Annotated in this window: 26 protein-coding genes and 2 rRNA genes; 18 read left to right on the forward strand and 10 right to left on the reverse strand. The window is 56.3% G+C overall.

Annotated elements, in window-relative coordinates:
* Nucleotides 1-115: ribosomal RNA gene (locus tag CWM57_RS15070) — 23S ribosomal RNA — on the forward strand; the annotation flags it as partial.
* 97 nt (nucleotides 116-212) lie between these two features.
* Nucleotides 213-328, forward strand: a 5S ribosomal RNA gene (gene rrf / locus CWM57_RS15075).
* A 102-nt stretch (nucleotides 329-430) separates the two neighbouring features.
* Here rrf and CWM57_RS27745 read toward each other — a convergent pair.
* Complete coding sequence (locus tag CWM57_RS27745; protein WP_162676776.1) at nucleotides 431-568, reverse strand: hypothetical protein; 138 nt, start codon at nucleotides 566-568, stop codon at nucleotides 431-433.
* Nucleotides 569-747: 179 nt separating this feature from the next.
* Between CWM57_RS27745 and CWM57_RS15080 the strand changes: the two genes are divergently transcribed.
* Nucleotides 748-2,046: an MFS transporter gene (locus CWM57_RS15080; protein ID WP_061153633.1), complete on the forward strand. Its 1,299-nt coding sequence runs from the start codon at nucleotides 748-750 to the stop codon at nucleotides 2,044-2,046.
* Between the two features lie 3 nt (nucleotides 2,047-2,049).
* Here the strand turns inward: CWM57_RS15080 and CWM57_RS15085 are convergent, their stop codons facing one another.
* The 5 genes from CWM57_RS15085 to trxC all read right to left on the reverse strand — a co-directional run bounded on the left by CWM57_RS15085 (nucleotide 2,050) and on the right by trxC (nucleotide 7,770).
* Entirely contained in the window at nucleotides 2,050-2,373 is a 324-nt protein-coding gene (locus CWM57_RS15085) for a YfiM family lipoprotein (RefSeq protein WP_008803753.1), read from the reverse strand.
* 41 nt (nucleotides 2,374-2,414) lie between these two features.
* Nucleotides 2,415-3,770 carry a CDP-diacylglycerol--serine O-phosphatidyltransferase gene (pssA, locus tag CWM57_RS15090; RefSeq protein ID WP_061153634.1) on the reverse strand — a complete coding sequence of 452 codons (1,356 nt, stop codon included), beginning with the start codon at nucleotides 3,768-3,770 and terminating at the stop codon, nucleotides 2,415-2,417.
* Between the two features lie 120 nt (nucleotides 3,771-3,890).
* A complete protein-coding gene (locus tag CWM57_RS15095) occupies nucleotides 3,891-6,542 on the reverse strand; it encodes a bifunctional acetate--CoA ligase family protein/GNAT family N-acetyltransferase (protein WP_100676033.1) in 2,652 nt (883 codons plus the stop codon).
* Nucleotides 6,543-6,576: 34 nt separating this feature from the next.
* Nucleotides 6,577-7,275 (reverse strand): tRNA-uridine aminocarboxypropyltransferase, encoded by a 699-nt coding sequence (gene tapT, locus CWM57_RS15100; protein ID WP_100676034.1) that lies wholly within the window; start codon nucleotides 7,273-7,275, stop codon nucleotides 6,577-6,579.
* A gap of 69 nt (nucleotides 7,276-7,344) precedes the next feature.
* Nucleotides 7,345-7,770: a thioredoxin TrxC gene (trxC, locus tag CWM57_RS15105; RefSeq protein WP_002914091.1), complete on the reverse strand. Its 426-nt coding sequence runs from the start codon at nucleotides 7,768-7,770 to the stop codon at nucleotides 7,345-7,347.
* 203 nt (nucleotides 7,771-7,973) lie between these two features.
* Between trxC and CWM57_RS15110 the strand changes: the two genes are divergently transcribed.
* Entirely contained in the window at nucleotides 7,974-9,059 is a 1,086-nt protein-coding gene (locus CWM57_RS15110) for a tRNA/rRNA methyltransferase (protein ID WP_061153636.1), read from the forward strand.
* A gap of 55 nt (nucleotides 9,060-9,114) precedes the next feature.
* Here CWM57_RS15110 and ung read toward each other — a convergent pair whose 3' ends face one another.
* Complete coding sequence (gene ung / locus CWM57_RS15115; protein WP_061153637.1) at nucleotides 9,115-9,804, reverse strand: uracil-DNA glycosylase; 690 nt, start codon at nucleotides 9,802-9,804, stop codon at nucleotides 9,115-9,117.
* A 311-nt stretch (nucleotides 9,805-10,115) separates the two neighbouring features.
* On the opposite strand from ung, the gene grcA reads away from it, so the two are divergent.
* Nucleotides 10,116-10,499 (forward strand): autonomous glycyl radical cofactor GrcA, encoded by a 384-nt coding sequence (grcA, locus tag CWM57_RS15120; protein ID WP_002914084.1) that lies wholly within the window; start codon nucleotides 10,116-10,118, stop codon nucleotides 10,497-10,499.
* 44 nt (nucleotides 10,500-10,543) lie between these two features.
* Here grcA and srmB read toward each other — a convergent pair whose 3' ends face one another.
* Nucleotides 10,544-11,875 (reverse strand): ATP-dependent RNA helicase SrmB, encoded by a 1,332-nt coding sequence (gene srmB, locus CWM57_RS15125; protein WP_074387833.1) that lies wholly within the window; start codon nucleotides 11,873-11,875, stop codon nucleotides 10,544-10,546.
* Between the two features lie 131 nt (nucleotides 11,876-12,006).
* On the opposite strand from srmB, the gene trmN reads away from it, so the two are divergent.
* A complete protein-coding gene (trmN, locus tag CWM57_RS15130; RefSeq protein ID WP_100676035.1) occupies nucleotides 12,007-12,744 on the forward strand; it encodes a tRNA(1)(Val) (adenine(37)-N(6))-methyltransferase TrmN in 738 nt (245 codons plus the stop codon).
* Here the strand turns inward: trmN and nadB are convergent.
* Nucleotides 12,729-14,348 (reverse strand): L-aspartate oxidase, encoded by a 1,620-nt coding sequence (nadB, locus tag CWM57_RS15135; RefSeq protein WP_061153640.1) that lies wholly within the window; start codon nucleotides 14,346-14,348, stop codon nucleotides 12,729-12,731. The genes trmN and nadB overlap by 16 nt on opposite strands.
* A gap of 327 nt (nucleotides 14,349-14,675) precedes the next feature.
* Between nadB and rseD the strand changes: the two genes are divergently transcribed.
* The 12 genes from rseD (at nucleotide 14,676) to acpS (ending at nucleotide 24,135) form a co-directional block, all read left to right on the forward strand.
* Nucleotides 14,676-14,771 (forward strand): rpoE leader peptide RseD, encoded by a 96-nt coding sequence (gene rseD / locus CWM57_RS28440; RefSeq protein WP_121980491.1) that lies wholly within the window; start codon nucleotides 14,676-14,678, stop codon nucleotides 14,769-14,771.
* Entirely contained in the window at nucleotides 14,768-15,343 is a 576-nt protein-coding gene (gene rpoE, locus CWM57_RS15140; RefSeq protein ID WP_002914074.1) for an RNA polymerase sigma factor RpoE, read from the forward strand. The genes rseD and rpoE overlap by 4 nt, the downstream gene beginning before the upstream one ends.
* 32 nt (nucleotides 15,344-15,375) lie before the next feature.
* Nucleotides 15,376-16,026, forward strand: coding sequence for an anti-sigma-E factor RseA (gene rseA, locus CWM57_RS15145; protein ID WP_008803762.1), 651 nt, complete (start codon nucleotides 15,376-15,378; stop codon nucleotides 16,024-16,026).
* The gene (rseB, locus tag CWM57_RS15150; RefSeq protein ID WP_100676036.1) at nucleotides 16,026-16,982 is read left to right on the forward strand and encodes a sigma-E factor regulatory protein RseB; all 957 of its coding nucleotides are present in this window, start codon (nucleotides 16,026-16,028) and stop codon (nucleotides 16,980-16,982) included. The genes rseA and rseB overlap by 1 nt, the downstream gene beginning before the upstream one ends.
* Nucleotides 16,979-17,458: a SoxR-reducing system protein RseC gene (gene rseC / locus CWM57_RS15155; RefSeq protein WP_061153642.1), complete on the forward strand. Its 480-nt coding sequence runs from the start codon at nucleotides 16,979-16,981 to the stop codon at nucleotides 17,456-17,458. The genes rseB and rseC overlap by 4 nt, the downstream gene beginning before the upstream one ends.
* 185 nt (nucleotides 17,459-17,643) lie before the next feature.
* Complete coding sequence (gene lepA / locus CWM57_RS15160; RefSeq protein ID WP_074387835.1) at nucleotides 17,644-19,443, forward strand: translation elongation factor 4; 1,800 nt, start codon at nucleotides 17,644-17,646, stop codon at nucleotides 19,441-19,443.
* 13 nt (nucleotides 19,444-19,456) lie between these two features.
* Complete coding sequence (gene lepB / locus CWM57_RS15165) at nucleotides 19,457-20,431, forward strand: signal peptidase I (RefSeq protein WP_008803766.1); 975 nt, start codon at nucleotides 19,457-19,459, stop codon at nucleotides 20,429-20,431.
* Nucleotides 20,432-20,680: 249 nt separating this feature from the next.
* On the forward strand, nucleotides 20,681-21,361 hold the full coding sequence (gene rnc / locus CWM57_RS15175) for a ribonuclease III (protein ID WP_002914065.1): 681 nt from the start codon (nucleotides 20,681-20,683) through the stop codon (nucleotides 21,359-21,361).
* Nucleotides 21,358-22,263, forward strand: a complete 906-nt coding sequence (era, locus tag CWM57_RS15180) for a GTPase Era (protein ID WP_008803768.1) — start codon at nucleotides 21,358-21,360, stop codon at nucleotides 22,261-22,263. Before rnc ends, era begins: the two co-directional genes overlap by 4 nt.
* Nucleotides 22,264-22,274: 11 nt before the next feature.
* Nucleotides 22,275-23,012, forward strand: coding sequence for a DNA repair protein RecO (gene recO, locus CWM57_RS15185; protein ID WP_074387838.1), 738 nt, complete (start codon nucleotides 22,275-22,277; stop codon nucleotides 23,010-23,012).
* Nucleotides 23,013-23,023: 11 nt separating this feature from the next.
* Nucleotides 23,024-23,755 carry a pyridoxine 5'-phosphate synthase gene (gene pdxJ, locus CWM57_RS15190; protein ID WP_074387839.1) on the forward strand — a complete coding sequence of 244 codons (732 nt, stop codon included), beginning with the start codon at nucleotides 23,024-23,026 and terminating at the stop codon, nucleotides 23,753-23,755.
* A complete protein-coding gene (gene acpS, locus CWM57_RS15195) occupies nucleotides 23,755-24,135 on the forward strand; it encodes a holo-ACP synthase (RefSeq protein ID WP_100676037.1) in 381 nt (126 codons plus the stop codon). Before pdxJ ends, acpS begins: the two co-directional genes overlap by 1 nt.
* An 11-nt stretch (nucleotides 24,136-24,146) precedes the next feature.
* Here the strand turns inward: acpS and CWM57_RS15200 are convergent, their stop codons facing one another.
* The gene (locus CWM57_RS15200) at nucleotides 24,147-24,407 is read right to left on the reverse strand and encodes a YfhL family 4Fe-4S dicluster ferredoxin (RefSeq protein ID WP_047373197.1); all 261 of its coding nucleotides are present in this window, start codon (nucleotides 24,405-24,407) and stop codon (nucleotides 24,147-24,149) included.
* Between the last annotated feature and the right edge of the window lie 175 nt (nucleotides 24,408-24,582).

The raw sequence follows: 24,582 nt of genomic DNA on the forward strand, positions 1-24,582 counted from the left end.
TGAGACTTTAAGTCTCCTGAAGGAACGTTGAAGACGACGACGTTGATAGGCCGGGTGTGTAAGCGCAGCGATGCGTTGAGCTAACCGGTACTAATGAACCGTGAGGCTTAACCTTACAACGCCGAAGGTGTTTTGGCGATTTGAGAGAAGATTTTCAGCGTGATACAGATTAGTCGATGCGTCCGGGTGACGTGTTGATAAAACAGAATTTGCCTGGCGGCGACAGCGCGGTGGTCCCACCTGACCCCATGCCGAACTCAGAAGTGAAACGCCGTAGCGCCGATGGTAGTGTGGGGTCTCCCCATGTGAGAGTAGGGAACTGCCAGGCATCAAACAAGTGAAGAGCCCATCCTGACGGATGGGCTTTTTGCGTTTCAGTGGACCGGCAGCATGCCGGCATGTGTCCCCGGTGGCGCTGCGCTTACCGGGGCTACAAACCGGGGCTGACTGGTAGCCCGGACAAGGTGCGCAGCACCGCCTCCGGGGAAAATCCTGCCATACCCGCACCATTATCTTCATTCAAAGCAAAATAAAACCCCGCCATGGCAATCCCTTCACCATAATCCACTTTTTCCTTGCTCCTGCGCTGGCGTTGATCGCGAAAACTGCTCTTACGAAAAAAAATGTGAATGCAATCACATATAAAAATATAACAATTATATAACATTTAGTTCACTAACTAATTTGTCTACGTGACGTGGTACGCCCGACAAGACAGATTGCAGTCTTTGCTGGAGCAATATAACAATGACAGAAAGTAGCATTACCGAACGGGGTGCGCCGGATCAGGCCGATACCCGTCGTCGTATTTGGGCAATAGTTGGCGCTTCCTCGGGAAATCTGGTTGAATGGTTTGATTTTTACGTTTACTCATTCTGCTCGCTCTATTTCGCCCACATCTTCTTTCCATCCGGAAATACCACCACCCAACTGCTGCAGACGGCAGGCGTATTTGCCGCCGGATTCCTGATGCGTCCCATCGGCGGATGGCTGTTTGGTCGAATCGCCGACCGCCGCGGACGTAAAGCCTCCATGCTTATCTCGGTCTGCATGATGTGCTTTGGCTCACTGGTGATTGCCTGTCTGCCAGGTTATGCGGTCATCGGCACCTGGGCTCCGGCGCTGCTGCTGCTGGCACGTCTGTTCCAGGGGCTGTCTGTTGGCGGAGAATACGGCACCAGTGCGACCTATATGAGTGAAGTCGCGGTGGAAGGTAAGAAAGGCTTCTATGCCTCCTTCCAGTACGTTACGCTGATTGGCGGTCAACTGCTGGCGGTATTAGTGGTTGTGGCGCTCCAGCAGGTGCTCAGCGATGAAGATCTCCATGCCTGGGGATGGCGTATTCCTTTTGCTCTCGGGGCGGTACTGGCTATCGTCGCGCTGTGGCTGCGTCGCCAGCTGGACGAAACCTCAAAGCAGGAGACCCGGGCGTTGAAAGAGGCTGGCTCATTTAAAGGGTTGTGGCGCAATCGCCGGGCCTTCGCGATGGTGTTGGGCTTTACCGCCGCCGGATCGCTGACCTTCTACACCTTTACCACCTATATGCAAAAGTATCTGGTCAATACGGCGGGTATGACGGCCGGTACCGCCAGCGTGATTATGACCGCGGCGCTGTTCGTTTATATGCTGGTTCAGCCGCTGTTCGGTGCCTTTTCGGATAAGGTTGGCCGCCGCACCTCCATGCTGTGCTTTGGCGTGCTGGCGACGTTATTTACCGTGCCTATCCTCAGCGCCCTGCAGAATGTGAGTTCACCGTATGCTGCCTTCGGGCTGGTGATCTGTGCCTTGCTGATTGTCAGTTTCTATACCTCGATCAGCGGTATCCTCAAGGCTGAGATGTTCCCGGCTCAGGTTCGCGCGCTTGGGGTAGGGCTTTCCTATGCCGTCGCGAACGCGTTGTTCGGCGGCTCTGCGGAGTATGTCGCGCTGTCGCTTAAGTCGGCGGGGATAGAGCACGCGTTCTACTGGTATGTGACGGTGATGGCGGCCATCGCCTTCCTGGTCTCTCTCATGCTGCATCGCAAGGGGAAAGGCCTGCGCCTGTAATGCTTACTGGTGCGCCAGTTGCCACACAGCATAGCCGGTGGTCGCGCCAGCGACATCCCAGGCGAAATCCTTCCAGCTCCAGCCGCTCCCAGCCGGGCGGCTGTCCCAAAGCTCTTTTGACGCGCCGAGGCTGATGGAAAACATCAGGCCGATGGCGGCGCTGCGGTCCCGGCTGTAACCCTGATGTTGCGCATACTCATTGCCGGCGGCAGACAGCATCGCCGAGGCCAGAAAATGCTGGGCTTTGTCCTGACCGGACCACGCATCATTTGCCATGTGGCTGCAGCCCGTTAACAGCAGCGATGTCATCACTATTATCGAACGCATAGCGCTTCCAGAAAAAAGCCCCGTCGACGCGGGGCTGATAGTCAGAGAATACGGCTGATCAACCGGTCAATGCGGATCCGTCGCAGGCGGCGGATCAGTTTTCGCACTTTAACCGGATAGTCGGCGATACTTTGCAGGTCGCGATAATGTTTCACCACCGTGGTGTGGGTGCGGATGAGCTTGAGCTCTTTCTCCCGCATGGCCCCCAACTGCTGCTTTGGATCGTGGATCAGAATGGCGTTTTCCAGATCGAGCCGCCAGGCGCGCGGGTTGAGGTTGTTGCCGGTGAGTAGCATCCACTCATCGTCAACCCACATGCCTTTCAGGTGGTAGCTGTTATCGTCATCCTTCCACAGGCGGACGATCAGCTGATCGGTATTGACATAATATTGCAGCCGGCTGAGGAAACGCCGCAGGTTGATCTCATACAGATAGGGAAGCGCACCGATAATTTTAAACGGCTGATCTTCCGGAATGTAGAAATCGTTAGCGGTTTTATCGCCGACAATAATCTCCACCTGCTTACCGTCCCGCAGCAACTGGATGATATTTCTCACCAGTACGGCAGGGAGGTTGAAGTAGGGGGTACAAATCGTCAGCTTGTGCTCGGCACAGGGCATCAGGTGAAAGATGGTTTTATTCAGCAGGCTGGATTTACCCAGACCTACCAGCGGGGTGACGGAGAGTTCTTCGTCACCAGCGGTGCCGACAAAATGGTAGCTGCGGTCGCGGAGCTCCTGACGGTACTGGCGAATGTCGTTTTTGATTTCCGGGCTTTTTGGCCGATCCGGTCTGTCGAGACGATTAACGCCGCGCCCCTGAACCAGATTATTGTCGACCCAGTCGAACATGACATCCGCCATTTTGCCGTTACGGATGCACTGATAGCGGTCATAACGGTACTTGTCATGCTGATGCAGATAAACATCGTTCAGGCTGGCGCCGCTGTAGAGGACGCTGTCATCGATAATAAAGCCTTTGAAATGGAGAACGCCGAGCGCCTCCCGGGTATTAATCGGCACGCCGTAAACGGGGATATCCACACCTGGGTTTTCATCGGCCATCCGGCAATACCAGTCGGCATTGGTATTGGAGGCGGCGGCGCCGATACGACCACGTTGAGCGCGGTGCCAGTCTACCAGAACGCGGACATCCAGTTCCGGACGCTGGCGTTTGGCGTCGTAGAGAGCCTGCAAAATTCCTTTTCCGCCATCATCTTGCTCCAGATAGAGCGCAATAATGCATATACGCTGAGTGGCGTGGGCAATCCGGGTCAGTAATGCTTCCCTGAAATCCGCAGGGGCGTAAAAGAACTCTACATCATCAACTGACTGAGAAAGCTTAGGGAGTTGGGCAAGGTGTTGTTGATGTTTATTACGCTTAAATTTTGACAACATCACAGTGCGTTTCTTCTCTGTTTATTGAAGGGTCTTCTGTACCATGCAGACGACGTAAGCGGGCAATAATACCATTACTACCCGCTAATGTGGTCAACAATTGCGGTCAGCGTGGCGCGATTATCCCTGATTCAGGGGCAGCGATAGACTGACAATCCCATCTTCCAGCTGAATATCAACGGTGAATCCCAGCTTTCTGGCCAGGCCGATCATGCCTCTGTTATTCGGCATCGTAATGCCATTCAGGCGTTGCAGGCCATGGCTTTGCGTATAGGCGATCAGCTTTTCCAGCAGCCTTCGCCCCAGGCCTAACCCTTTTAAATCTGAACGGACCAGAACGGCAAACTCGGCGTCAATATTGTCGGGATCGGATATCGCCCGCGTTACGCCGAGAATTTCGCTCTTCTCTGCGGTGGTCCTGACGGCAACAAACGCCATTTCACGATCGTAGTCGATCTGCGTCATGTTGGCTAAATCGTCGTGGGTAAATTCGTTGATCTCACTAAAATAGCGATAATAGAGATCTTCTTTGGTGACCTGAGCGATAAACGCGAGTAGCTGCGGCTCATCTTCCGGGAGGATCGGCCGAAACAGGCAGCGATCGCCATTTTTCATCACCACCCACTCCTCCTGCTCGTGCGGATAGGGACGAATCGCAAGGCGGCTTTCACTGTCGCCGTCAAAGGGGGCCAGGCCCAGTGTGACGTCCAGCGCCGTAAACTCGTTACCGGAGGCGAGCAGGGGATGAATGTCCAGGCGCTGGATCTCCGGGCAGTCGACGATCAGATTCGATACCTGAACCAGCAGCTGGCTTAGGCCCGCGATATCCAGCGGGCGCAATGCGCTGCGACCGCGGATCTTTTTATTTTTGATCGCCTGGATCACCAGATAACGCGCCAGGTTCATATTCAACGGCGGCAGCGCCACCGCGGCCTGATCCTCGGCCCGCCACTCCACGCCGCCTTCGCCCAGCATAATCAACGGGCCGAAGACGGGATCGTGCTCAACCACCACTCTCAGCTCCTGGGCGCCGGCGCGATTAGCCATACTCTGCACCAGCAGACCATGGATGCGCGCCTGGGGCCAGGCCAGTCTGACGCGATCGATCATCGCATCTGCCGCTTGCTGCACTTCGGCGGCGGTACGCAGATAGAGCATGACCCCCTGTACTTCCGATTTGTGCGGGATATCCGGAGAACGCAGCTTCAGGGCGACCGGATAGCCTATCTGCTCAGCGATATGCACTGCTTCTGCGCTGTCGGCTGCAATCCATGTCGGCAGAGTATGGATGCCATAGGCTCGTAGCACCGGGCTGACTTCGTGGGTATCCAGCGTGGTGGCGCCATCATCTATCGCTTGCTGCAGCAGAGCATGCGCCTCGCTGGTATTGGCGGTTAACGAGTCTGGTAGCACCGGCGTCTCGCGCAGTTGTTTCTGGTTGCGACGGTACTCAACCATATGCATAAAGGCGGTGATCGTCCCCTCTGGCGTACGGTAGGTAGGGAGGCCGGCATCGCTGAATAAACGTCGCGCTTCCTGCGAGGAAAATTCGCCGCACCAGTTGGTCAGCACAGTGACATATTTACCGCGCGGATGATGCTTCAGGGCGTCAATCAGGGCCAGCGCACTCTCCGTGCCCGGCGCGGCCGCGCTGGGCGAGTGGATCACCAGCAGCGCGTCATAGTCCTGACTGTTGAGCAAAATATTCACGGCCTGCTGATAATGTTCGCTGCTGGCATCATCGCGCAGATCTAACGGGTTGGCGATCTCGACGCCAACCGGCAACGCCTGGCGCAGGGCGTCGCGGGTCTCCTCGCTGAGGACCGCCAGTTTGCCATTACGCAGCCAGAGTTCATCTAGCGCCAGTGCCGCCGGCGCCGCGCCATTGCTGACGATCATCAGCTTTTCACCACGCAGCGGGCGCATATGGCTGAGCGTTTCCACGGCGGAGAACAGCTCATGGGTGTCCTGCACCCGCAGCAGGCCAGCACGCTGAATGGCTGCATCCCATGCCGGATCCATCCCGGAGTTGACGTGCAACAGCTTTTGCGCCGCGGGACTACGGCCGCTTTTAATCACCAGGATAGGCTTGTTTCGCGAAGCGCTGCGCGCGGCGGAGACAAACCGACGCGCGTCGCTAAGATGCTCGAGGTAAAGCAAAATGGCGCTGGTCTTGCTGTCGCGGGCCAGAAAGTCCAGCAGGTCATCGACATCAATGTCCAGGCTATCGCCCAGCGCGATGAAGTAGGAAAAGCCCATCTCGCGCTGCTGCGCCCAGTCAAGGATAGTATTAGAGACGGCGGCCGACTGCGAGATAAAGGCCAGTTTACCGCGGTGGATCGCGACCGGCGAGAAGCTGGCGTTCAGGCCTTGCCACGGCGCCAGCAGCCCCAGACTGTTTGGGCCGAGCAGGCGCATCTGATAGCGGGTGGCGCATTCGAGCAGCGCCGGATACTGTTCCGGCGGCGAAGAGAGAATGATGCAGGTTTTACACCCTTTCTGCCCTAAGGCTTCGAGCAATTCGATATTACGCCGGGCGTTAGTACAGAGCACCGCCAGATCCGGCGTAAACGGCAGGCTCTCAATCGTGGGCCATGCCAGCACCCCGAGCACCGCCTTCCAGGCAGGGGTCACCGGCAGTACCGGGCCATTGAAACCGCCGGCTAACAGGTTGCGCATCATGAGATAGCCAGCGCGCTGCGGCTTCATTGATGCGCCAATAACGGCGATGGACTTTGGTCGCAGCAGTGCTTCCAGGCCTCGTTGGCTCATACCGGTCTCCTTTCATCCCAGTGACCGAATGATTTTAAACGTTTTCCACCTGGTCCGCTGTGATGCTGCCCTTATGCTGGGTTTTTCCCGCCAGATAGCGGGTCCGAAAGCGGGTGAAGTGCTCGCCAAGCGCAGCGGCGGCCGGGGCATCTCCCGCCAGATCCAGCAGGGCGATGGCCACTTCCGCAGTACAGTATTGTCCGTCGGCGTGCGCCTCGCGCAGATGGTAGGCAGAGATGCGTGACAAATCGACGGAGATTATCGGCAGCGCGTCAAGATAAGGGCTCTTGCGGAACATTTTGCGCGCTTCGGTCCAGGTGCCGTCGAGCATAATAAACAGCGGCGGCTTGCCGGACGGCGGCGCGCTCAGGACCTGGCGCTCCGGCCCGGCATAGGAGGCAGGGAAAACCACCATCGGTTGATAATCAGGATGAGCGACCAGATCGAGCAGCGCCTGCGGCGGCTCGGTTCTCGACCATTGATAAGCCTCGGTATCAGGCAGAATATCGGCGATGAGCCGGCCAGTGTTGCTGGGCTTCATCGGTTCCGTATCAAACATCACCAGGCAGAAGCGGCTGGTGGCCTGCGCTGGCACTATTGTTGCGCACAGGCACTGCTTGAGCGGCAGCAGGCAGCGCTGACAGCGGCGGATGCGGTTGCCGCGAGCAAGGAAAGGCCGGGTAGCTCGCGCGAGGCGTTCAGCGCGCAGGCGAAGGACTGCGTTTTCAATCATGGGAGTCGCTAGTGAAAAACGCTATTGTCGCAGAGGTGAAAACGGGGCACAAGCAGTGCCCCGGAAGGATTATTGTTGGCCGGCTTCGTTCAGCCAGCTGTCAAATGGCGCTTTTGGTACCGCGCCATTCAGCATGTCGATCACTTCGCCATTTTTGAACATCATAATGGTCGGGATGCTGCGGATACGAAACCGGGCGCTAAGCTCACGTTCCGCTTCGGTGTTGACTTTCACAAAACGCATCTTCCCGCTACGCTCTTCCGCGACATCTTCAAAGATCGGCGCGAAGCTACGGCAGGGGCCGCACCATGGCGCCCAGAAATCGACAACGACCGGTAGATCGTCCTTTAAGAGTTTATCCAGCGTTGCCCCGGTCGCGTTGATGACGTCGCCGTCAAAAAGATCGTGACCGCAGCGTCCGCACTTTGCGCCATCCGCGCTACGATCGTCCGGGAGGCGGTTCAGAGCCTGACAACTGGCACAAACGGTATTCATAACTAACCTCTGGTTATGGGTTGCAACGTGGCACGTGGCCGATATGTTTCTGTGATGTTACATATTATCGATTAAGTGTTATTTAAGGACAATGCGTTTTGTTCGATGAGTGCAATAGAGGCCGGCTTTTAAACGAAATCATGGCGAAGCGATGACACATCGGGTAATCTGCGCGCTTCGCGCAGCGCAGGTGGAGAAAATTGATGAGCGACGAACTGAAAAATAAAAGCGGCAAGGTCAAAGTGATGTATGTCCGCAGTGATGATGATTCTGACAAACGTACCCATAACCCACGAACCGGGAAAGGGGGAGGTCGTCCAGGAAAATCTCGTGTTGACGGCCGCAGCCGCCCTGCGCGCGATGAACGAAACAGCCGCGGCGACGATCGCAAACGTGACGACCGCAAACGTGACGACCGTAAGCGTGATGATTTTCATCGCGACGATGCGTCCCCATGGCGCACCGTTTCCCGCGCCCCTGGCGATGAGACGCCGGTAAAAGAAGATCACGGCGGGATCAGCGGGAAGAGCTTTATCGATCCGGAAGTGCTGCGTCGTCAGCGTGCGGAAGAAACCCGCGTGTATGGCGAAAATGCCTGTCAGGCCCTGTTCCTGAGCCGTCCGGATGCCATTGTTCGCGCCTGGTTTATCCAGAGCGTCACGCCGCGCTTTAAAGAAGCGCTGCGCTGGATGGCGGCCAACCGTAAGGCCTATCACGTGGTGGACGAAGCTGAGCTGGCGAAAGCCTCCGGCACCGAGCATCACGGCGGCGTCTGCTTCCTGATCAAAAAACGCCACGGCACCTCTGTCGCCCAGTGGGTAGCAAAGGCGGCAGAAGAAGATTGCGTTCTGGCGCTGGAAGATGTGGGTAACCCGCACAACCTCGGGGCGATCATGCGCAGCTGCGCGCACTTCGGCGTGAAGGGCGTGGTAGTTCAGGATGCTGGCGTGCTGGAGTCCGGGGCGGCGATCCGTACGGCAGAGGGCGGTGCGGAGCATGTTGAGCCGATCACCGGCGACAGCTTTATCGATACCCTGGATCAGTTCCGCAAAGCGGGCTACGCGATTGTCTCAACGTCCAGCCATAATGGTACGCCGCTGTTTAAAGCCGAGCTGCCGAAGAAAATGGTGCTGGTGTTAGGCCAGGAGCGTGATGGTCTGTCCGATGCGGCGATTTCCAGCTCTGATCTCAGCGTCGCCATCGACGGTACCGGCAATGTCGAAAGCCTGAACGTCTCTGTGGCGACCGGCGTCCTGCTGGCAGAATGGTGGCGTCAGAACAAGGCGTAATTCGCCTGCCTGAATGCGAAAAAGCCAGCTGATGCTGGCTTTTTTTATGGCTCGATCACTCGCTTTCTGCGGGAAGGACCGGCATCCAGTCAATCGGCGCTTCGCCGCGGTCAGCCAGCCACTGGTTGGTCTGTACGAAATGGTTACTGCCAAAGAAACCGCGATGCGCAGAGAGCGGCGACGGGTGCGGCGCCTTTAGCACGCAGTGGCGCTGACGATCGATAATCGCGCCTTTCTTCTGCGCGTGAGAACCCCACAGCAGGAATACCACCCCCTCGCAATGCTCATTGATTAACGCGATAACCTTATCGGTAAAGGTCTCCCAGCCGAGGCTGGCGTGCGAGTGCGCCTGTCCGGCGCGGACGGTCAGAACCGTATTAAGCAGAAGCACGCCCTGGCGCGCCCAGCTTTCGAGGTAACCGTGAGTGGGGCGGGTAAAGCCGGGGATCGTGGCCTCCAGCTCTTTGTACATGTTCAAGAGCGATGGCGGGATCGCGACGCCCGGGCGAACCGAGAACGCCAGACCGTGCGCCTGACCCGGGCCGTGATAGGGATCCTGGCCGAGAATGACGACTTTGACGTCGCCCAGTTCGGTAAAGCGAAACGCATTGAAGACGTCTTTTTGCGGTGGGTAGATGGTGATCCCGGACTGGCGCTCTTCGGCGACGGTCTTCAGAGTATTGAGAAAATAGGGTTGTTGCTTTTCATCCGCCAGCACGTCATGCCAGGTTAAAGGGGTGCTCATCTTGCTCTCCTGCAAAGGGTCATCGCTATAGCTTAACGGCTTCTTTCTACAGAACAAAATCGGCACGGCTTGATGATGGCTTTTATGCAAAAAAAATTGAAAATTTACAAAATTATTTATGACACCCCATGGCGTAACTTGATGTAAAACAATAAAATCCCCCTATACCCACTTTGCACGAGTGGTTTTTATTGATTTATATCAAGGAATGCCGCGGGTGCGGCTGATATATATACACTCATACAACAATGGTTTTACCAATTGGCCGCGAAGAGGCCAAAATCGAATAAACACTGCCTGGGAGGCATCAAATGATTACTGGTATCCAAATTACTAAAGCGGCAAACGACGACCTGCTGAACTCTTTCTGGCTGCTGGATAGCGAAAAAGGCGAAGCGCGCTGCCTGTGTGCCAAAGGTGGTTTTGCGGAAGATGACGTGGTTGCAGTGAGCAAACTGGGTGAAATCGAATACCGTGAAATCCCGGTGGACGTGAAACCAGAAGTTCGCGTGGAAGGCGGCCAGCACCTGAACGTTAACGTGCTGCGTCGCGAAACCCTGCTGGACGCGGTTGAGCATCCGGAAAAATACCCGCAGCTGACTATCCGTGTTTCCGGCTACGCGGTACGCTTCAACTCTCTGACCCCGGAACAGCAGCGCGACGTCATCGCCCGTACCTTTACCGAAAGCCTGTAAGACTGAAGCCAGATGTGAAAACGCCGGGATATCCCGGCGTTTTTTTACTCTTCGTTGGACGTTGATGGCGTCCCGGTAGCGCTTGGTTTACGGCGCTTACCGATATTTTTCGTATCGCGGTGGCGTTTCTTCACCCGCGGTTTCTCTTTTTCTTTCTCTTTTTTCTCGGCGCGCTTCGCCAACACTTTCTTCGACGGTTTACCGGTTAACTTCTCGCTCGGCGCGCGGGTTTTTGGTCGCAGTTCATCAATCACGCGGGCCTTCAGCGGTTCTTCAACATAGCGGCCGATTTTGCCCAGCAGCAGGTGGTCATGCGCTTCAACCAGCGAAATAGCGATGCCTTTTTTACCGGCGCGGCCGGTACGACCGATACGGTGCAAATAGATATCAGCGGTGCGCGGCATGTCGAAGTTAAACACGTGGCTGACATCCGGGATATCAATACCGCGCGCGGCGACGTCGGTGGCGATCAGCACGTTCACGCGACCATCGGTCAGGCGTTTAATCGCTTCGTTGCGCTTAATCTGCACCATCTCGCCTTCCAGCCAGCAGGTGGTGATCCCTGCTTCGTGTAGCTTAGCGGCCAGTTCGTGAACGCGCTCGCGCTTACGAACAAAGACGATGGAGCGGGTTGCTTCCGGCTGCTTCAGCAAATTAATCAGCAGCGCGGTTTTATGCTCGATATCGTCGGCGCGATAGTACCACTGATGTATTTTTTTACGTTCGCGGGTCGATGGGGTGGCGGAGACTTCAACCGGCTCTTCCAGCAGACGTTCGGCAAAATCTTTGATCGCATCGCCTTCCAGCGTGGCGGAGAACAGCATGGTCTGCTTGCGCCAGCGGGTTTCACCGGCGATGGTTTCGATATCCTGGGCAAAGCCCATGTCCAGCATGCGGTCGGCTTCATCGAGGATCAGGGTCTCGACGGCGCGGCAGTCAAAGTTCTCTTCTTTAATATATTGCAGCAGGCGACCGGTGGTAGCGACCACGATATCCTGGTTTTCGCTGAACACTTCCGCGTGGTTCATGTACGCTACGCCGCCGGTAATGGTGGCGATGTCCAGATGGGTATGCTTCGCCAGCTCGCGGGCGTGGTCAGCCACCTGCATCGCCAGCTCGCGGGTCGGCGTCAGGATAAGAATGCGCGGCGGCCCGGATTTCTTACGCGGGAAATCGAGCAGGTGCTGCAACGCTGGCAGCAGATACGCCGCCGTTTTACCGGTGCCGGTCGGCGCTGAACCGAGAATGTCACGGCCATCGAGCGCAGGCGGAATAGCGGCGGCCTGAATGGCTGTCGGGCGAGTGAAACCTTTATCCTGGAGGGCCTCCAGCAGGTTTTCGTCGAGTTCAAGTTCGGAAAAAGTCGTTACAGTCATGTTCTACCTCTGAGTGGGCCGCCGATTATAGACGTTACTGACGTAATGTTCATCTGTTTGTAAGGCTATCTGTTCTCCGGTATTGTGCATAGCCTTACGTTCAGGAGTTTTTGTCGGCAAGGTTATTGAGGATGTCTCAGTCGAAGTTTGCGCTGCCGCGCAATGGTTTTACCTTCAAACAGTTCTTTGTCGCCCACGATCGTTGCGCGATGAAGGTGGGCACTGATGGCATTTTGCTTGGTGCCTGGGCGCCGATTGCCGGGGTGAAGCATGTGCTGGATATTGGCGCGGGCAGCGGCCTGCTGGCGCTAATGCTCGCCCAGCGTACCGGCCATGAAGTGCATGTCGATGCGGTCGAACTGGACGAGGAGGCAGCCGCTCAGGCGCGGGAAAATGCCATCGCGTCGCCATGGTCTTCGCGCATAGAAGTCTGCCAGGCCGATATTCATCAGTGGCAGCCGTCGCAGACCCGGCGCTATGAACTGATAATCAGTAACCCGCCTTTTTTTGCCGAAGGGGTGCCATGCGCTACCTCGCAGCGGGAGCAGGCGCGGTATACCACGATGCTCGATCACGCCTCCCTGCTGACCTGTGCCGCAGAGCATATCACCGAAGAAGGTTTTTTTTGCGTGGTGCTGCCGGTGGATATCGGTAATGCGTTTATCGAGCGGGCAACGGCGATGGGGTGGCATTTGCGACTGCGCACTGACGTGGCGGAGACCGAACTGCGGCCGCCGCACCGGGTGCTGCTGGCGTTCTCCCCGACGGCAGGAGAGTGTTTCAGCGACAGGCTGGCGATCCGCGGGCCAGAGCAGCAGTATTCCGAAGGGTTTACTGCTCTGACCGAGGATTTTTATCTCTTTATGTGAGCCAGAGGCGACAGTATTGAGGGGCCGCTGTTCGGCAGCGGCTGCGGATAGTCGAGGGTATAGTGCAGTCCGCGGCTCTCCTTACGCAACATCGCACAGCGTACGATAAGCTCCGCCACCTGCACCAGATTGCGCAGCTCCAGCAGATTATTCGAGACGCGGAAGCGGGCGTAATACTCATCCAGCTCCTGCTGCAGCATGGTAATACGCCGCAGGGCGCGCTCCAGTCTGCGCGTCGTGCGCACAATGCCGACATAATCCCACATCAGCAGGCGTAGCTCATGCCAGTTGTGCTGGATAACCACCAGTTCATCCGGGATCTCCACCTGACTTTCATCCCACGCCGGCAGAGTGGTGACCTTCTGGGCCAGCGGCAGGCGCCGGGCAATGTCCTCGGCGGCGGACCAACCGTAAACCAGACATTCCAGCAGCGAGTTTGAGGCCATGCGGTTCGCGCCGTGCAGCCCGGTATAGCTGACTTCGCCGATGGCGTATAAGCCATCGACGTCAGTACGGCCATTATCATCCACCATCACGCCGCCGCAGGTGTAATGCGCGGCGGGGACGACCGGCACCGGATCTTTGGTTAAATCAATTCCCAGACCGAGCAGCTTTTCGTAAATCATTGGGAAGTGCTGGCGAACAAACGCCTCGGGTTTATGGCTGATATCAAGGAACATACAGTCAACGCCCAGGCGCTTCATTTCATGGTCGATGGCGCGGGCGACGATATCGCGCGGGGCCAGCTCGCCGCGCTCGTCAAAGTCCGGCATAAAGCGGGTGCCGTCCGGGCGTTTAAGGTGGGCGCCTTCGCCGCGCAGCGCTTCAGTAAGCAGGAAATTACGTGCCTGTGGATGATACAGTGCGGTGGGGTGGAACTGGTTGAATTCGAGATTGGCTACCCGGCAGCCCGCCCGCCAGGCCATCGCAATACCGTCTCCGGAAGAGACGTCGGGGTTAGTGGTATATTGATAAACCTTGGCAGCCCCGCCGGTCGCAAGCACTACCGCCTTCGCGCTGCAGGTTTCCACCCGCTCTTTATTGCGGTTCCAGATCCAGGCCCCGACCACCCGGCGCGTGCCCGACAGGCCAATCTTATCCGATACGATCAAATCAACGGCATTGCTGCGCTCAATGATGCGGATATTTGGATGGGCAAGGGCTTTATCGACCAGCGTCGTCTCTACCGCTTTGCCGGTAGCATCGGCGGCGTGAAGAATGCGTCGATGGCTGTGACCTCCTTCACGAGTAAGATGGTAGCTCTCTTCGCCATTGGCCTGAACCTGGGTGTCAAACAGCACGCCCTGATCGATAAGCCATTGTACGCATGGTCTGGCGTTGCTGGCGACGAAGGTGACCGCATGGCGATCGCAGAGTCCCGCGCCGGCGATCAGCGTATCTTCAACATGGGATTCAATACTGTCCGTCTCATCAAAGACGGCGGCAATTCCGCCCTGCGCATAGAACGTAGAACCTTCGCTGATCGGTCCTTTACTCAGTACCGTCACCGAACTGTGCTCCGCCAGGCGCAGCGCGAGAGAGAGACCGGCAGCGCCGCTGCCGATAATCAACACATCACAAGAGAAGTCAGGAGTGGTATTCATCGTCTTTGTTTAATTTACTAAACACATTTAGCTCACAATAGCACCAGCGCGTGAGGAATCGTACATTTTTTTTGCCTGGTGTTGTGACGGCTAAACAGAAGGGGCCGGGAAAAGGGGCGTTGTGCGGTAAAAAAGAGAAGTGGAGCAGGTTGTTAGCATTGGATTTTATAGTGAAATAAACACTGTGTTACGATACCCTTCAGTCGGGCCTGCGCTTTTTCTTATTGACTAACCTGTTGTTTAGCAACCTGGGCATATAATGATTGATAACGATCTGCCGCCGTTGCCAGACAAAAAACAAAAGCGTAACGGAACTTTATTGTTTTCATGCACTCCAACAGTCAGCTTGCTCATAATGCAGATTTTGGGTGGTGTTTTGAAGACGCATGGGAATTGGGTTTGGGGAGACATTACCTCGGATGAGCGAGCAGTTAACGGATCAGGTCCTTGTTGAACGGGTCCAGAAAGGAGATCAGAAAGCGTTTAATTTGCTGGTGGTGCGCTATCAGCATAAGGTCGCGAGTCTGGTTTCCCGCTATGTACCGCCGGGCGATATCGCTGACGTTGTTCAGGAATCGTTCGTTAAGGCATGGCGTGCGCTGGACTCTTTCCGGGGAGATAGCGCTTTTTACACCTGGTTATACCGTATCGCCGTCAACACGGCGAAGAATTATCTGGTTGCTCAGGGACGCCGTCCGCCGTCCAGCGATGTTGACGCCAACGAGGCGGAAAACTTCGAAAGCGGCGGGGCGTTGAAAGAAATTTCGAACCCTGAGAACTTAATGTTGTCAGAAGAACTGAGACAAATAGTTTTTCGTACCATTGAATCGCTCCCGGAAGATTTACGCATGGCAATTACGTTACGGGAGCTGGATGGCCTGAGCTATGAAGAGATAGCCGCTATCATGGATTGTCCGGTTGGGACGGTGCGTTCGCGTATCTTCCGGGCGCGAGAAGCTATTGATAATAAAGTTCAACCGCTTATCAGGCGTTGACGATAGCGGAATACTGGAAAAGGGTATCAGGCATGCAGAAAGAACAACTTTCGGCTTTAATGGATGGTGAAACGCTGGATAAAGAACTGCTCAACGAGTTGAGCCGTTCCTCTGAGATGCAAAAAACCTGGGAGAGTTATCACCTCATTCGCGATACGCTGCGTGGCGATACCGCAGAGGTGCTGCAATTCGATATCTCCGCCCGGGTGATGGCCGCCATTGAAAACGAGCCCGTTCGTCAGACGGCGCCGCTTATTCCTGAATCTCAGCCCGCACCGCACCAGTGGCGGCAGATGCCGTTCTGGAACAAAGTGCGTCCATGGGCCAGCTCACTCACCCAAATGGGCGTTGCCGCCTGCGTATCGCTTGCGGTTATCGTCGGCGTCCAGCACTATAATGGGCAGTCTGATGCGACTCAGCAGCCAGAGGCGCCAGTGTTCAATACCCTGCCGATGATGGGTAAAGCGAGCCCGGTAAGCCTTGGCGTACCGGCTGACGCATCAGCAGGTAGCGGCCAGCAGGCGCAGGTCCAGGAACAGCGCCGCCGGATTAACGCCATGTTGCAGGACTATGAACTGCAGCGCCGCCTGCACGCTGAGCAGCTGCAGTTTGGCCAGGCCCAGACTCAGCAGGCAGCAGTCCAGGTGCCGGGTTATCAAACTTTAGGAACGCAATCGCAGTAATGAAGCAACTTTGGTGTGCCATGTCGCTCATGGCAGGCAGCCTGTTGTTCTCTGTCAACGCCTCGGCTGATACATCGTCCGGGGCGTTGTTGCAGCAGATGAACCTGGCCAGCCAGTCCCTCAATTATGAGCTGTCTTTCGTCAGCATCAATAAACAAGGCGTTGAGTCGCTGCGCTATCGTCATGCGCGACTGAACAATCAACCGCTGGCGCAGCTGCTGCAGCTGGACGGTCCGCGCCGGGAAGTGGTCCTGCGCGGCACGGAAATCAGCTATTTTGAACCCGGTCTCGATCCGTTTACCCTGAACGGCGACTATATCGTCGATTCGCTGCCGTCGTTAGTTTACAGCGATTTCAAACGCCTCTCCGCGGCGTATGATTTTATTTCCGTTGGTCGTACCCGTATCGCTGACCGCCTCTGTGACGTGATCCGCGTCGTAGCTCGCGACGGTACGCGCTATAGCTTTATCGCCTGGCTGGATGCCGAGACCAAACTGCCGCTGCGTGTCGATTTGCTCGACCGCGACGGCGAAACGCTCGAGCAGTTCCGGGTTGTCTCCTTCAACGTTGGCGATAACGTCAGCGCCAGCATGGAGACGCTGGCAAAAGCGAATCTACCGCCGCAGCTGTCCGTCCCTGAAGGGGGCGACAAAGCCAACTTCAACTGGGCGCCAACATGGCTTCCCCAGGGGATGGCTGAAGTTTCCAGCAGTCAGCGCCGTCTGCCCACTTTTGACGGTCCAGTCGAATCACGTCTCTATTCCGACGGCTTGTTCAGCTTCTCGATCAATATCAACCGCGCCACGGCGGCCAGCAGCGACCAGCTGTTGCGCACCGGCCGACGTACCGTCAGCACGACGGTACGCGATAACGCGGAGATCACCGTGGTGGGCGAACTGCCGCCGCAGACGGCGAAGCGTATCGCTGACAGTATTAAATTCAAGGCAGTACAATGATTAAAGAGTGGGCCACCGTGGTTTCCTGGCATAACGGCGTGGCGCAGGTGCACTGCGACGTTAAAGCCTCCTGCAGCAGCTGCGCTTCCCGTGCCGGCTGTGGTAGCAGGGTGTTAAACAAGCTGGGACCGCAGACCAGCCATACCATTAGCGTGCCCTGCGAGCAGCCGTTGGCAGCGGGGCAAAAAGTGGAGTTGGGGATCGCCGAAAGCAGCTTGCTGGGCTCAGCGCTGCTCGTCTATATGGCGCCGCTGGTGGGGCTGTTTATGATGGCGTCCATTTTCCAGGTGCTGTTTGCCAGCGATATCGCGTCACTTTGCGGTGCGTTGTTGGGCGGCGTCGGCGGCTTCCTGGTGGCGCGCGGTCTGTCGCCGCAGCTGGCTGCTCGCCAGTCATGGCAGCCGGTGATTTTAAGCGTCGGTTTGCCGCCTGATCTACTGCGTGTTGATACGCCTTCCTCTGAAATGGGGCAGTGATTTCACTGTCCTTCACCTTTATTTACTCTTCCTGTTACAACGCCACAATTTCTGCCGTTATGCTGGATCTAACAGCATTTCCTGGTTTCGCGGATGTAGTGTAGAATGCGGCGTTTTCGGATTAAAAAACGTCAGGCACAGTACAGCGGCCTCATGATACTCGTAAGGCATAATTAACTCTAAATATGAAGAATATACGTAACTTTTCGATCATCGCTCATATCGACCACGGTAAGTCGACGCTGTCTGACCGTATCATCCAGATTTGCGGTGGCCTTTCTGATCGTGAAATGGAAGCCCAGGTTCTGGACTCCATGGATCTTGAGCGCGAGCGCGGGATCACCATCAAGGCGCAGAGCGTCACTCTGGACTACAAGGCCAACGACGGTGAGACCTATCAGCTGAACTTTATAGACACCCCAGGCCATGTGGACTTCTCTTATGAAGTGTCTCGTTCCCTCGCCGCGTGCGAAGGCGCGCTGCTGGTGGTGGATGCCGGGCAGGGCGTAGAAGCTCAGACCCTGGCCAACTGCTACACCGCCATGGAGATGGACCTCGAAGTCGTTCCGGTGCTCAACAAGATCGACCTGCCTGCGGCCGACCCTGAGCGCGTAGCGGACGAGATTGAAGACATCGTCGGTATCGACGCCCACGACGCGGTTCGCTGTTCAGCGAAAACCGGTGTTGGCGTGCCGGATGTGCTGGAACGTCTGGTGCGCGACATTCCGCCGCCGGAAGGCGATCCGGACGCGCCGCTGCAGGCGCTGATTATCGACTCCTGGTTCGATAACTACTTAGGCGTCGTGTCGCTGGTGCGTATTAAAAACGGCACCATGCGAAAGGGCGACAAAATTAAGGTGATGAGCACCGGCCAGGTCTATAACGCTGACCGTCTGGGCATCTTTACCCCGAAACAGGTTGACCGTACCGAGCTAAAATGCGGCGAGGTAGGCTGGCTGGTGTGCGCCATTAAAGACATCCTCGGCGCGCCGGTGGGCGATACCCTGACCGCGGCGCGTAATCCAGCGGATAAAGCGCTGCCGGGCTTCAAAAAAGTGAAGCCGCAGGTCTATGCCGGTCTGTTCCCGGTGAGCTCTGATGACTATGAAAACTTCCGTGATGCGCTGGGTAAACTGAGTCTGAACGATGCTTCCTTGTTCTATGAGCCGGAAAGCTCAACGGCGCTGGGCTTCGGCTTCCGCTGCGGCTTCCTTGGTCTGCTGCACATGGAAATCATTCAGGAGCGTCTGGAGCGTGAGTACGATCTGGACCTGATTACCACGGCCCCGACGGTAGTCTACGAAGTGGAAACCACCTCCAAAGAAGTTATCTACGTCGACAGCCCATCCAAGCTGCCGCCGCTGAATAATATCCAGGAGCTGCGTGAGCCGATCGCCGAGTGTCACATGCTGCTGCCGCAGGAGTTCCTCGGCAACGTGATCACCCTGTGTATCGAGAAGCGTGGCGTGCAGACCAACATGGTTTACCACGGTAAACAGGTGGCGCTGACCTATGAAATCCCGATGGCGGAAGTGGTTCTCGACTTCTTCGACCGTCTGAAGTCTACCTCTCGCGGCTATGCGTCGCTGGATTACAACTTCAAACGCTTCCAGGCCTCGAACATGGTGCGTGTTGACGTGCTGATCAACGGCGAGCGTGTCGATGCGCTGGCGCTGATCACCCACAACGACAACGCCCCTTATCGTGGTCGCGAACTGGTCGAGAAGATGAAAGAGCTGATCCCGCGTCAGCAGTTCGATATCGCCATTCAGGCGGCTATCGGCAACCACATCATCGCGCGCTCTACTGTGAAACAGCTGCGTAAAAACGTCCTGGCGAAATGCTACGGCGGCGACGTCAGCCGTAAGAAAAAGCTGCTGCAGAAGCAGAAAGAAGGTAAGAAGCGTATGAAGCAGGTCGGTAACGTTGAACTGCCGCAGGAAGCGTTCCTCGCCATTCTGCACGTTGGTAAAGACGGCAAATAATTAAGGAGTTGGCATGGCGAACATGTTTGCCCTGATTTTGGTCATTGCGACCCTTGTGACAGGGCTGTTGTGGTGTCTGGATAAGTTCATCTTCGCACCAAAACGTCGTGAGCGTCAGGCCGCTGCTCAGGCAGCGACCGGCGAGCAACTGGACAAGAAAACGCTGAAGAAAGTGGGCCCGAAACCGGGCTGGCTGGAAACTGGCGCCTCGGTCTTCCCGGTGCTGGCGATTGTGCTGATTGTGCGTTCGTTTATCTATGAACCTTTCCAGATCCCGTCAGGTTCGATGATGCCGACCCTGCTGATTGGCGATTTCATCCTGGTGGAGAAATTCGCTTACGGCATTAAAGATCCGATCTACCAGAAAACGCTGATCGAAACGGGTCATCCAAAGCGCGGCGACATCGTGGTGTTTAAATATCCGGAAGATCCGCGTCTCGACTACATTAAGCGCGCGGTGGGATTACCGGGCGATAAAGTCACCTACGATCCGGTTGCCAAGCAGGTCACTATTCAGCCGGGCTGCAGCTCCGGACAGGCCTGCGGCAACGCGCTGCCGGTGACCTATTCCAATGTTGAGCCGAGCGATTTCGTTCAGACCTTCTCCCGCAGCAACGGCGGCGAAGCGTCCAGCGGTTTCTGGCAGTTGCCGAAGGGCGAAACCAAAGCTGACGGCATTCGTCTGACCGAGCGTCAGGAGACGCTGGGCGACGTCACGCACCGTATTCTGATGGTGCCGATTGCCCAGGATCAGGTTGGGATGTACTACCATCAGTCCGGTCTGCCGCTGGCCACCTGGATTGTACCGCCCGGTCAGTATTTTATGATGGGTGACAACCGGGATAACAGCGCCGACAGCCGCTACTGGGGCTTTGTGCCGGAAGCGAACCTGGTCGGAAAAGCGACCGCTATCTGGATGAGTTTTGAAAAACAGGAAGGTGAATGGCCGACCGGCGTGCGGTTATCGCGCATTGGTGGAATTCATTAATTTCCCCTGTTGAATTCACGTCGCTGCGATAACCGCAGCGACGTGAATTATTTAATATTTAAATCCATTCAAACTAACGACATCACGTGTCGTTGCGTATAGAATATCCCCCCGAAGTTTTTGGTTGTCGCTCTGCCGGGTGACACTGCACACGAAAGCGTATTGGACTGTTTCAACTTGCTGTATGAAGCGTATGCTCAGGTCGGTTTCGTGTGCTGCATCTTTGACGCATTCATTTATTGGTAACGCATGAACCCCATCGTAATTAATCGGCTTCAACGAAAGCTGGGCTACACTTTTCATCATCAGGAGCTGTTGCAACAGGCATTAACTCACCGCAGTGCCAGCAGCAAACATAATGAGCGCCTGGAGTTTTTAGGTGACTCCATTTTAAGTTTTGTGATCGCGAATGCGCTCTATCATCGTTTTCCTCGCGTAGACGAAGGCGATATGAGCCGCATGCGCGCGACGCTGGTGCGTGGCAACACGCTGGCGGAGATCGCTCGCGAGTTTGAACTGGGCGAGTGTCTGCGCCTCGGGCCGGGCGAACTGAAAAGCGGCGGTTTCCGTCGCGAATCCATTCTCGCTGACACCGTTGAAGCGTTAATTGGCGGGGTTTTCCTCGACAGCGATATTCAGAACGTTGAACGCTTAATCCTCTCCTGGTACCAGACCCGTCTGGACGAAATCAGTCCGGGCGATAAGCAAAAGGATCCGAAGACGCGTCTGCAGGAGTATCTGCAGGGACGTCATCTGCCGCTGCCGTCCTACCTGGTGGTCCAGGTGCGTGGCGAAGCGCACGATCAGGAATTTACTATCCACTGCCAGGTCAGTGGCCTGAGTGAACCGGTGGTTGGCACAGGTTCCAGCCGTCGCAAGGCGGAGCAGGCTGCCGCCGAACAGGCGCTGAAAAAACTGGAGCTGGAATGAGCGAAGAAAAAAGTTATTGCGGATTTGTCGCCATCGTTGGTCGTCCAAACGTTGGCAAATCCACGCTGTTGAATAAGCTGCTTGGGCAGAAGATTTCGATCACTTCCCGAAAAGCGCAAACGACGCGTCACCGCATCGTCGGTATCCATACCGAAGGGCCGTATCAGGCGATTTACGTCGATACCCCGGGCCTGCATATGGAAGAGAAGCGTGCCATTAACCGCTTAATGAACAAAGCGGCCAGCAGCTCAATTGGCGATGTTGAACTGGTCATTTTCGTGGTGGAAGGCACTCGCTGGACGCAAGACGACGAGATGGTGCTCAACAAGCTGCGTGACGCGAAAGCGCCAGTGATCCTCGCGGTCAATAAGGTGGATAACGTGCAGGACAAAGCGGAGCTATTGCCGCACCTGCAGTTCCTCGCCAGCCAGATGAACTTCCTCGACATTGTGCCGATCTCTGCGGAAACCGGCACCAATGTCGATACCATCGCGGCGATCGTGCGTAAGCATCTGCCGGAAGCGATCCATCACTTCCCGGAAGATTATATTACTGACCGTTCACAGCGCTTTATGGCCTCTGAAATCATCCGTGAAAAACTGATGCGTTTCCTTGGCGCTGAACTGCCGTACTCCGTGACCGTGGAAATCGAACGTTTCGTGACCAACGAGCGCGGCGGCTACGATATCAACGGCCTGATCCTCGTCGAGCGCGAAGGGCAGAAGAAGATGGTGATTGGCAACAAAGGTGCCAAAATTAAAACCATCGGTATCGAAGCGCGTAAGGACATGCAGGACATGTTTGAAGCACCGGTACACCTCGAGCTGTGGGTCAAAGTGAAATCCGGCTGGGCCGATGACGAGCGCGCCCTGCGCAGTCTCGGTTACGTTGACGACCTCTGAGTTAACGCAACGTGGATGGATGGCAGCGCGCCTTTGTCCTGCATAGCCGACCGTGGAGCGAAACCAGCCTGATGCTGGACGTCTTCACGGAAGAATCGGGTCGTGTGCGCCTGGTGGCCAAAGGCGCACGCTCCAAACGCTCTAATCTCAAAGGCGCTTTACAGCCCTTTACCCCCTTACTGGTTCGCTTCGGCGGCCGCGGCGAGGTCAAAACCCTGCGCAGCGCGGAAGCCGTCTCGCTGGCGCTGCCGCTCAGTGGTATCACCCTTTACAGCGGCCTCTACGTTAACGAGCTTATCTCCCGCGTGCTGGAGCACGAAACTCGCTTCTCCGAACTCTTTTTTGACTATCTGCACTGCATTCAGGCGCTTGCCGGAACCAGCGGCTCGCCGGAGCCCGCGCTGCGGCGTTTTGAGCTGGCGCTGCTCGGGCACCTGGGCTATGGCGTGGATTTTCTTCACTGCGCGGGCAGTGGTGAGCCGGTGGACGACGCCATGACCTACCGCTATCGCGAAGAAAAGGGCTTTATTGCCAGCCTGGTGATTGATAACAACACGTTTACCGGGCACCATTTGAAAGCGTTGGCGAGTCGCGAGTTTCCGGATGTTGATACGCTGCGCGCCGCGAAGCGCTTTACCCGTATCGCCCTGAAGCCCTATCTCGGCGGCAAACCGCTCAAGAGCCGGGAATTGTTTCGCCAGTTTATGCCCGCGCGAAAGGTGCGGGCGGCTAATACGAATAATGATTAACGAGGATTGTCATGGCTGAATTACTGTTAGGGGTCAATATTGACCATATCGCGACCTTGCGTAACGCGCGCGGCACCGCCTATCCGGATCCGGTTCAGGCAGCTTTCATTGCCGAGCAGGCCGGCGCCGACGGCATCACCGTGCATCTGCGTGAAGACCGCCGCCATATTACCGATCGCGATGTGCGTATCCTGCGCCAGACGCTGCACACCCGGATGAATCTTGAAATGGCGGTCACCGAAGAGATGCTGACGATCGCCTGCGAAACCAAACCGCACTTCTGCTGCCTGGTGCCGGAGAAACGTCAGGAAGTCACCACCGAAGGCGGACTGGACGTGGCCGGGCAGCGCGACAAGATGCGCGATGCCTGCCAACGCCTGGCGGATGCCGGTATCCTGGTCTCTCTGTTTATCGATGCGGATAACGAGCAGATCAAAGCGGCGGCGGATGTTGGCGCGCCCTATATCGAAATTCACACCGGCTGCTATGCCGATGCCAAAACCGACGCCGAGCAGGCGAAGGAGCTGGAACGTATTGCCAAAGCGGCCACCTATGCCGCCAGCCTTGGCCTGAAGGTGAATGCTGGCCACGGTCTGACCTACCATAACGTGAAAGCGATTGCTGCGCTGCCGGAAATGCATGAGCTGAATATCGGCCATGCGATTATCGGTCGCGCAGTGATGAGTGGCCTGAAAGAAGCGGTCGCGGAAATGAAGCGTCTGATGCTGGAAGCGCGCGGCTAATGGCCATTCTCGGGCTGGGTACCGACATCGTCGAGATCGCCCGCATCGAAGCGGTGATCGCCCGCAGCGGCGATCGCCTTGCCCGCCGGGTGCTGAGCGACCATGAATGGAGCATCTGGGAGCAGCATCAGCAGCCGGTGCGTTTCCTGGCGAAACGCTTTGCGGTCAAGGAAGCGGCGGCGAAAGCGCTGGGAACCGGGATCCGTAACGGACTGGCGTTTAATCAGTTCGAGGTTTACAACGACGAGCTGGGCAAGCCAAAGCTGCGGCTATGGGGTGAAGCAAACCTTTTGGCTGAACGAATGGGGGTAAGGGCTATTCACGTTACTCTCGCCGATGAACGCCACTACGCCTGCGCCACGGTGATTGTCGAAAGCTAGCCAGGGGGCGGTTAAATTTTATCCGCGTGGTGCATCAGCACGAATTTGTCCCACAGCTGTTCTTCACTCTCGATGTGTGCCGGATCTTTCAGGATCGTATTCGGGATCGGGCACACTTTCTGGCAGGTTGGCGTGTCGTAATGACCCACGCACTCGGTGCAGCGGTCGCTGTTAATTTCATAAATGCTATCACCCATCGAAATGGCCTCATTCGGGCACTCCGGTTCGCACATATCGCAGTTGATGCATTTTTTGGTAATTAACAGCGCCATCAGGAAAGTCTCAGAAACAATACAAACAGGGCGGGCATTATACGCCCATTTTCTGCTCAGACCAGCTTTTTCACCAGCGCTTCGCTATGGCTCATACTCAACAATCCCGCTGGACTAAAGATGTACCGGGTACATTTATCAGCTTGATTGTTGTACTCGGTACACTTATGATGAT

Source organism: Klebsiella sp. G-Nf4 (assembly GCF_002810615.1).
In the GTDB taxonomy this organism is placed as follows: domain Bacteria; phylum Pseudomonadota; class Gammaproteobacteria; order Enterobacterales; family Enterobacteriaceae; genus Klebsiella; species Klebsiella variicola.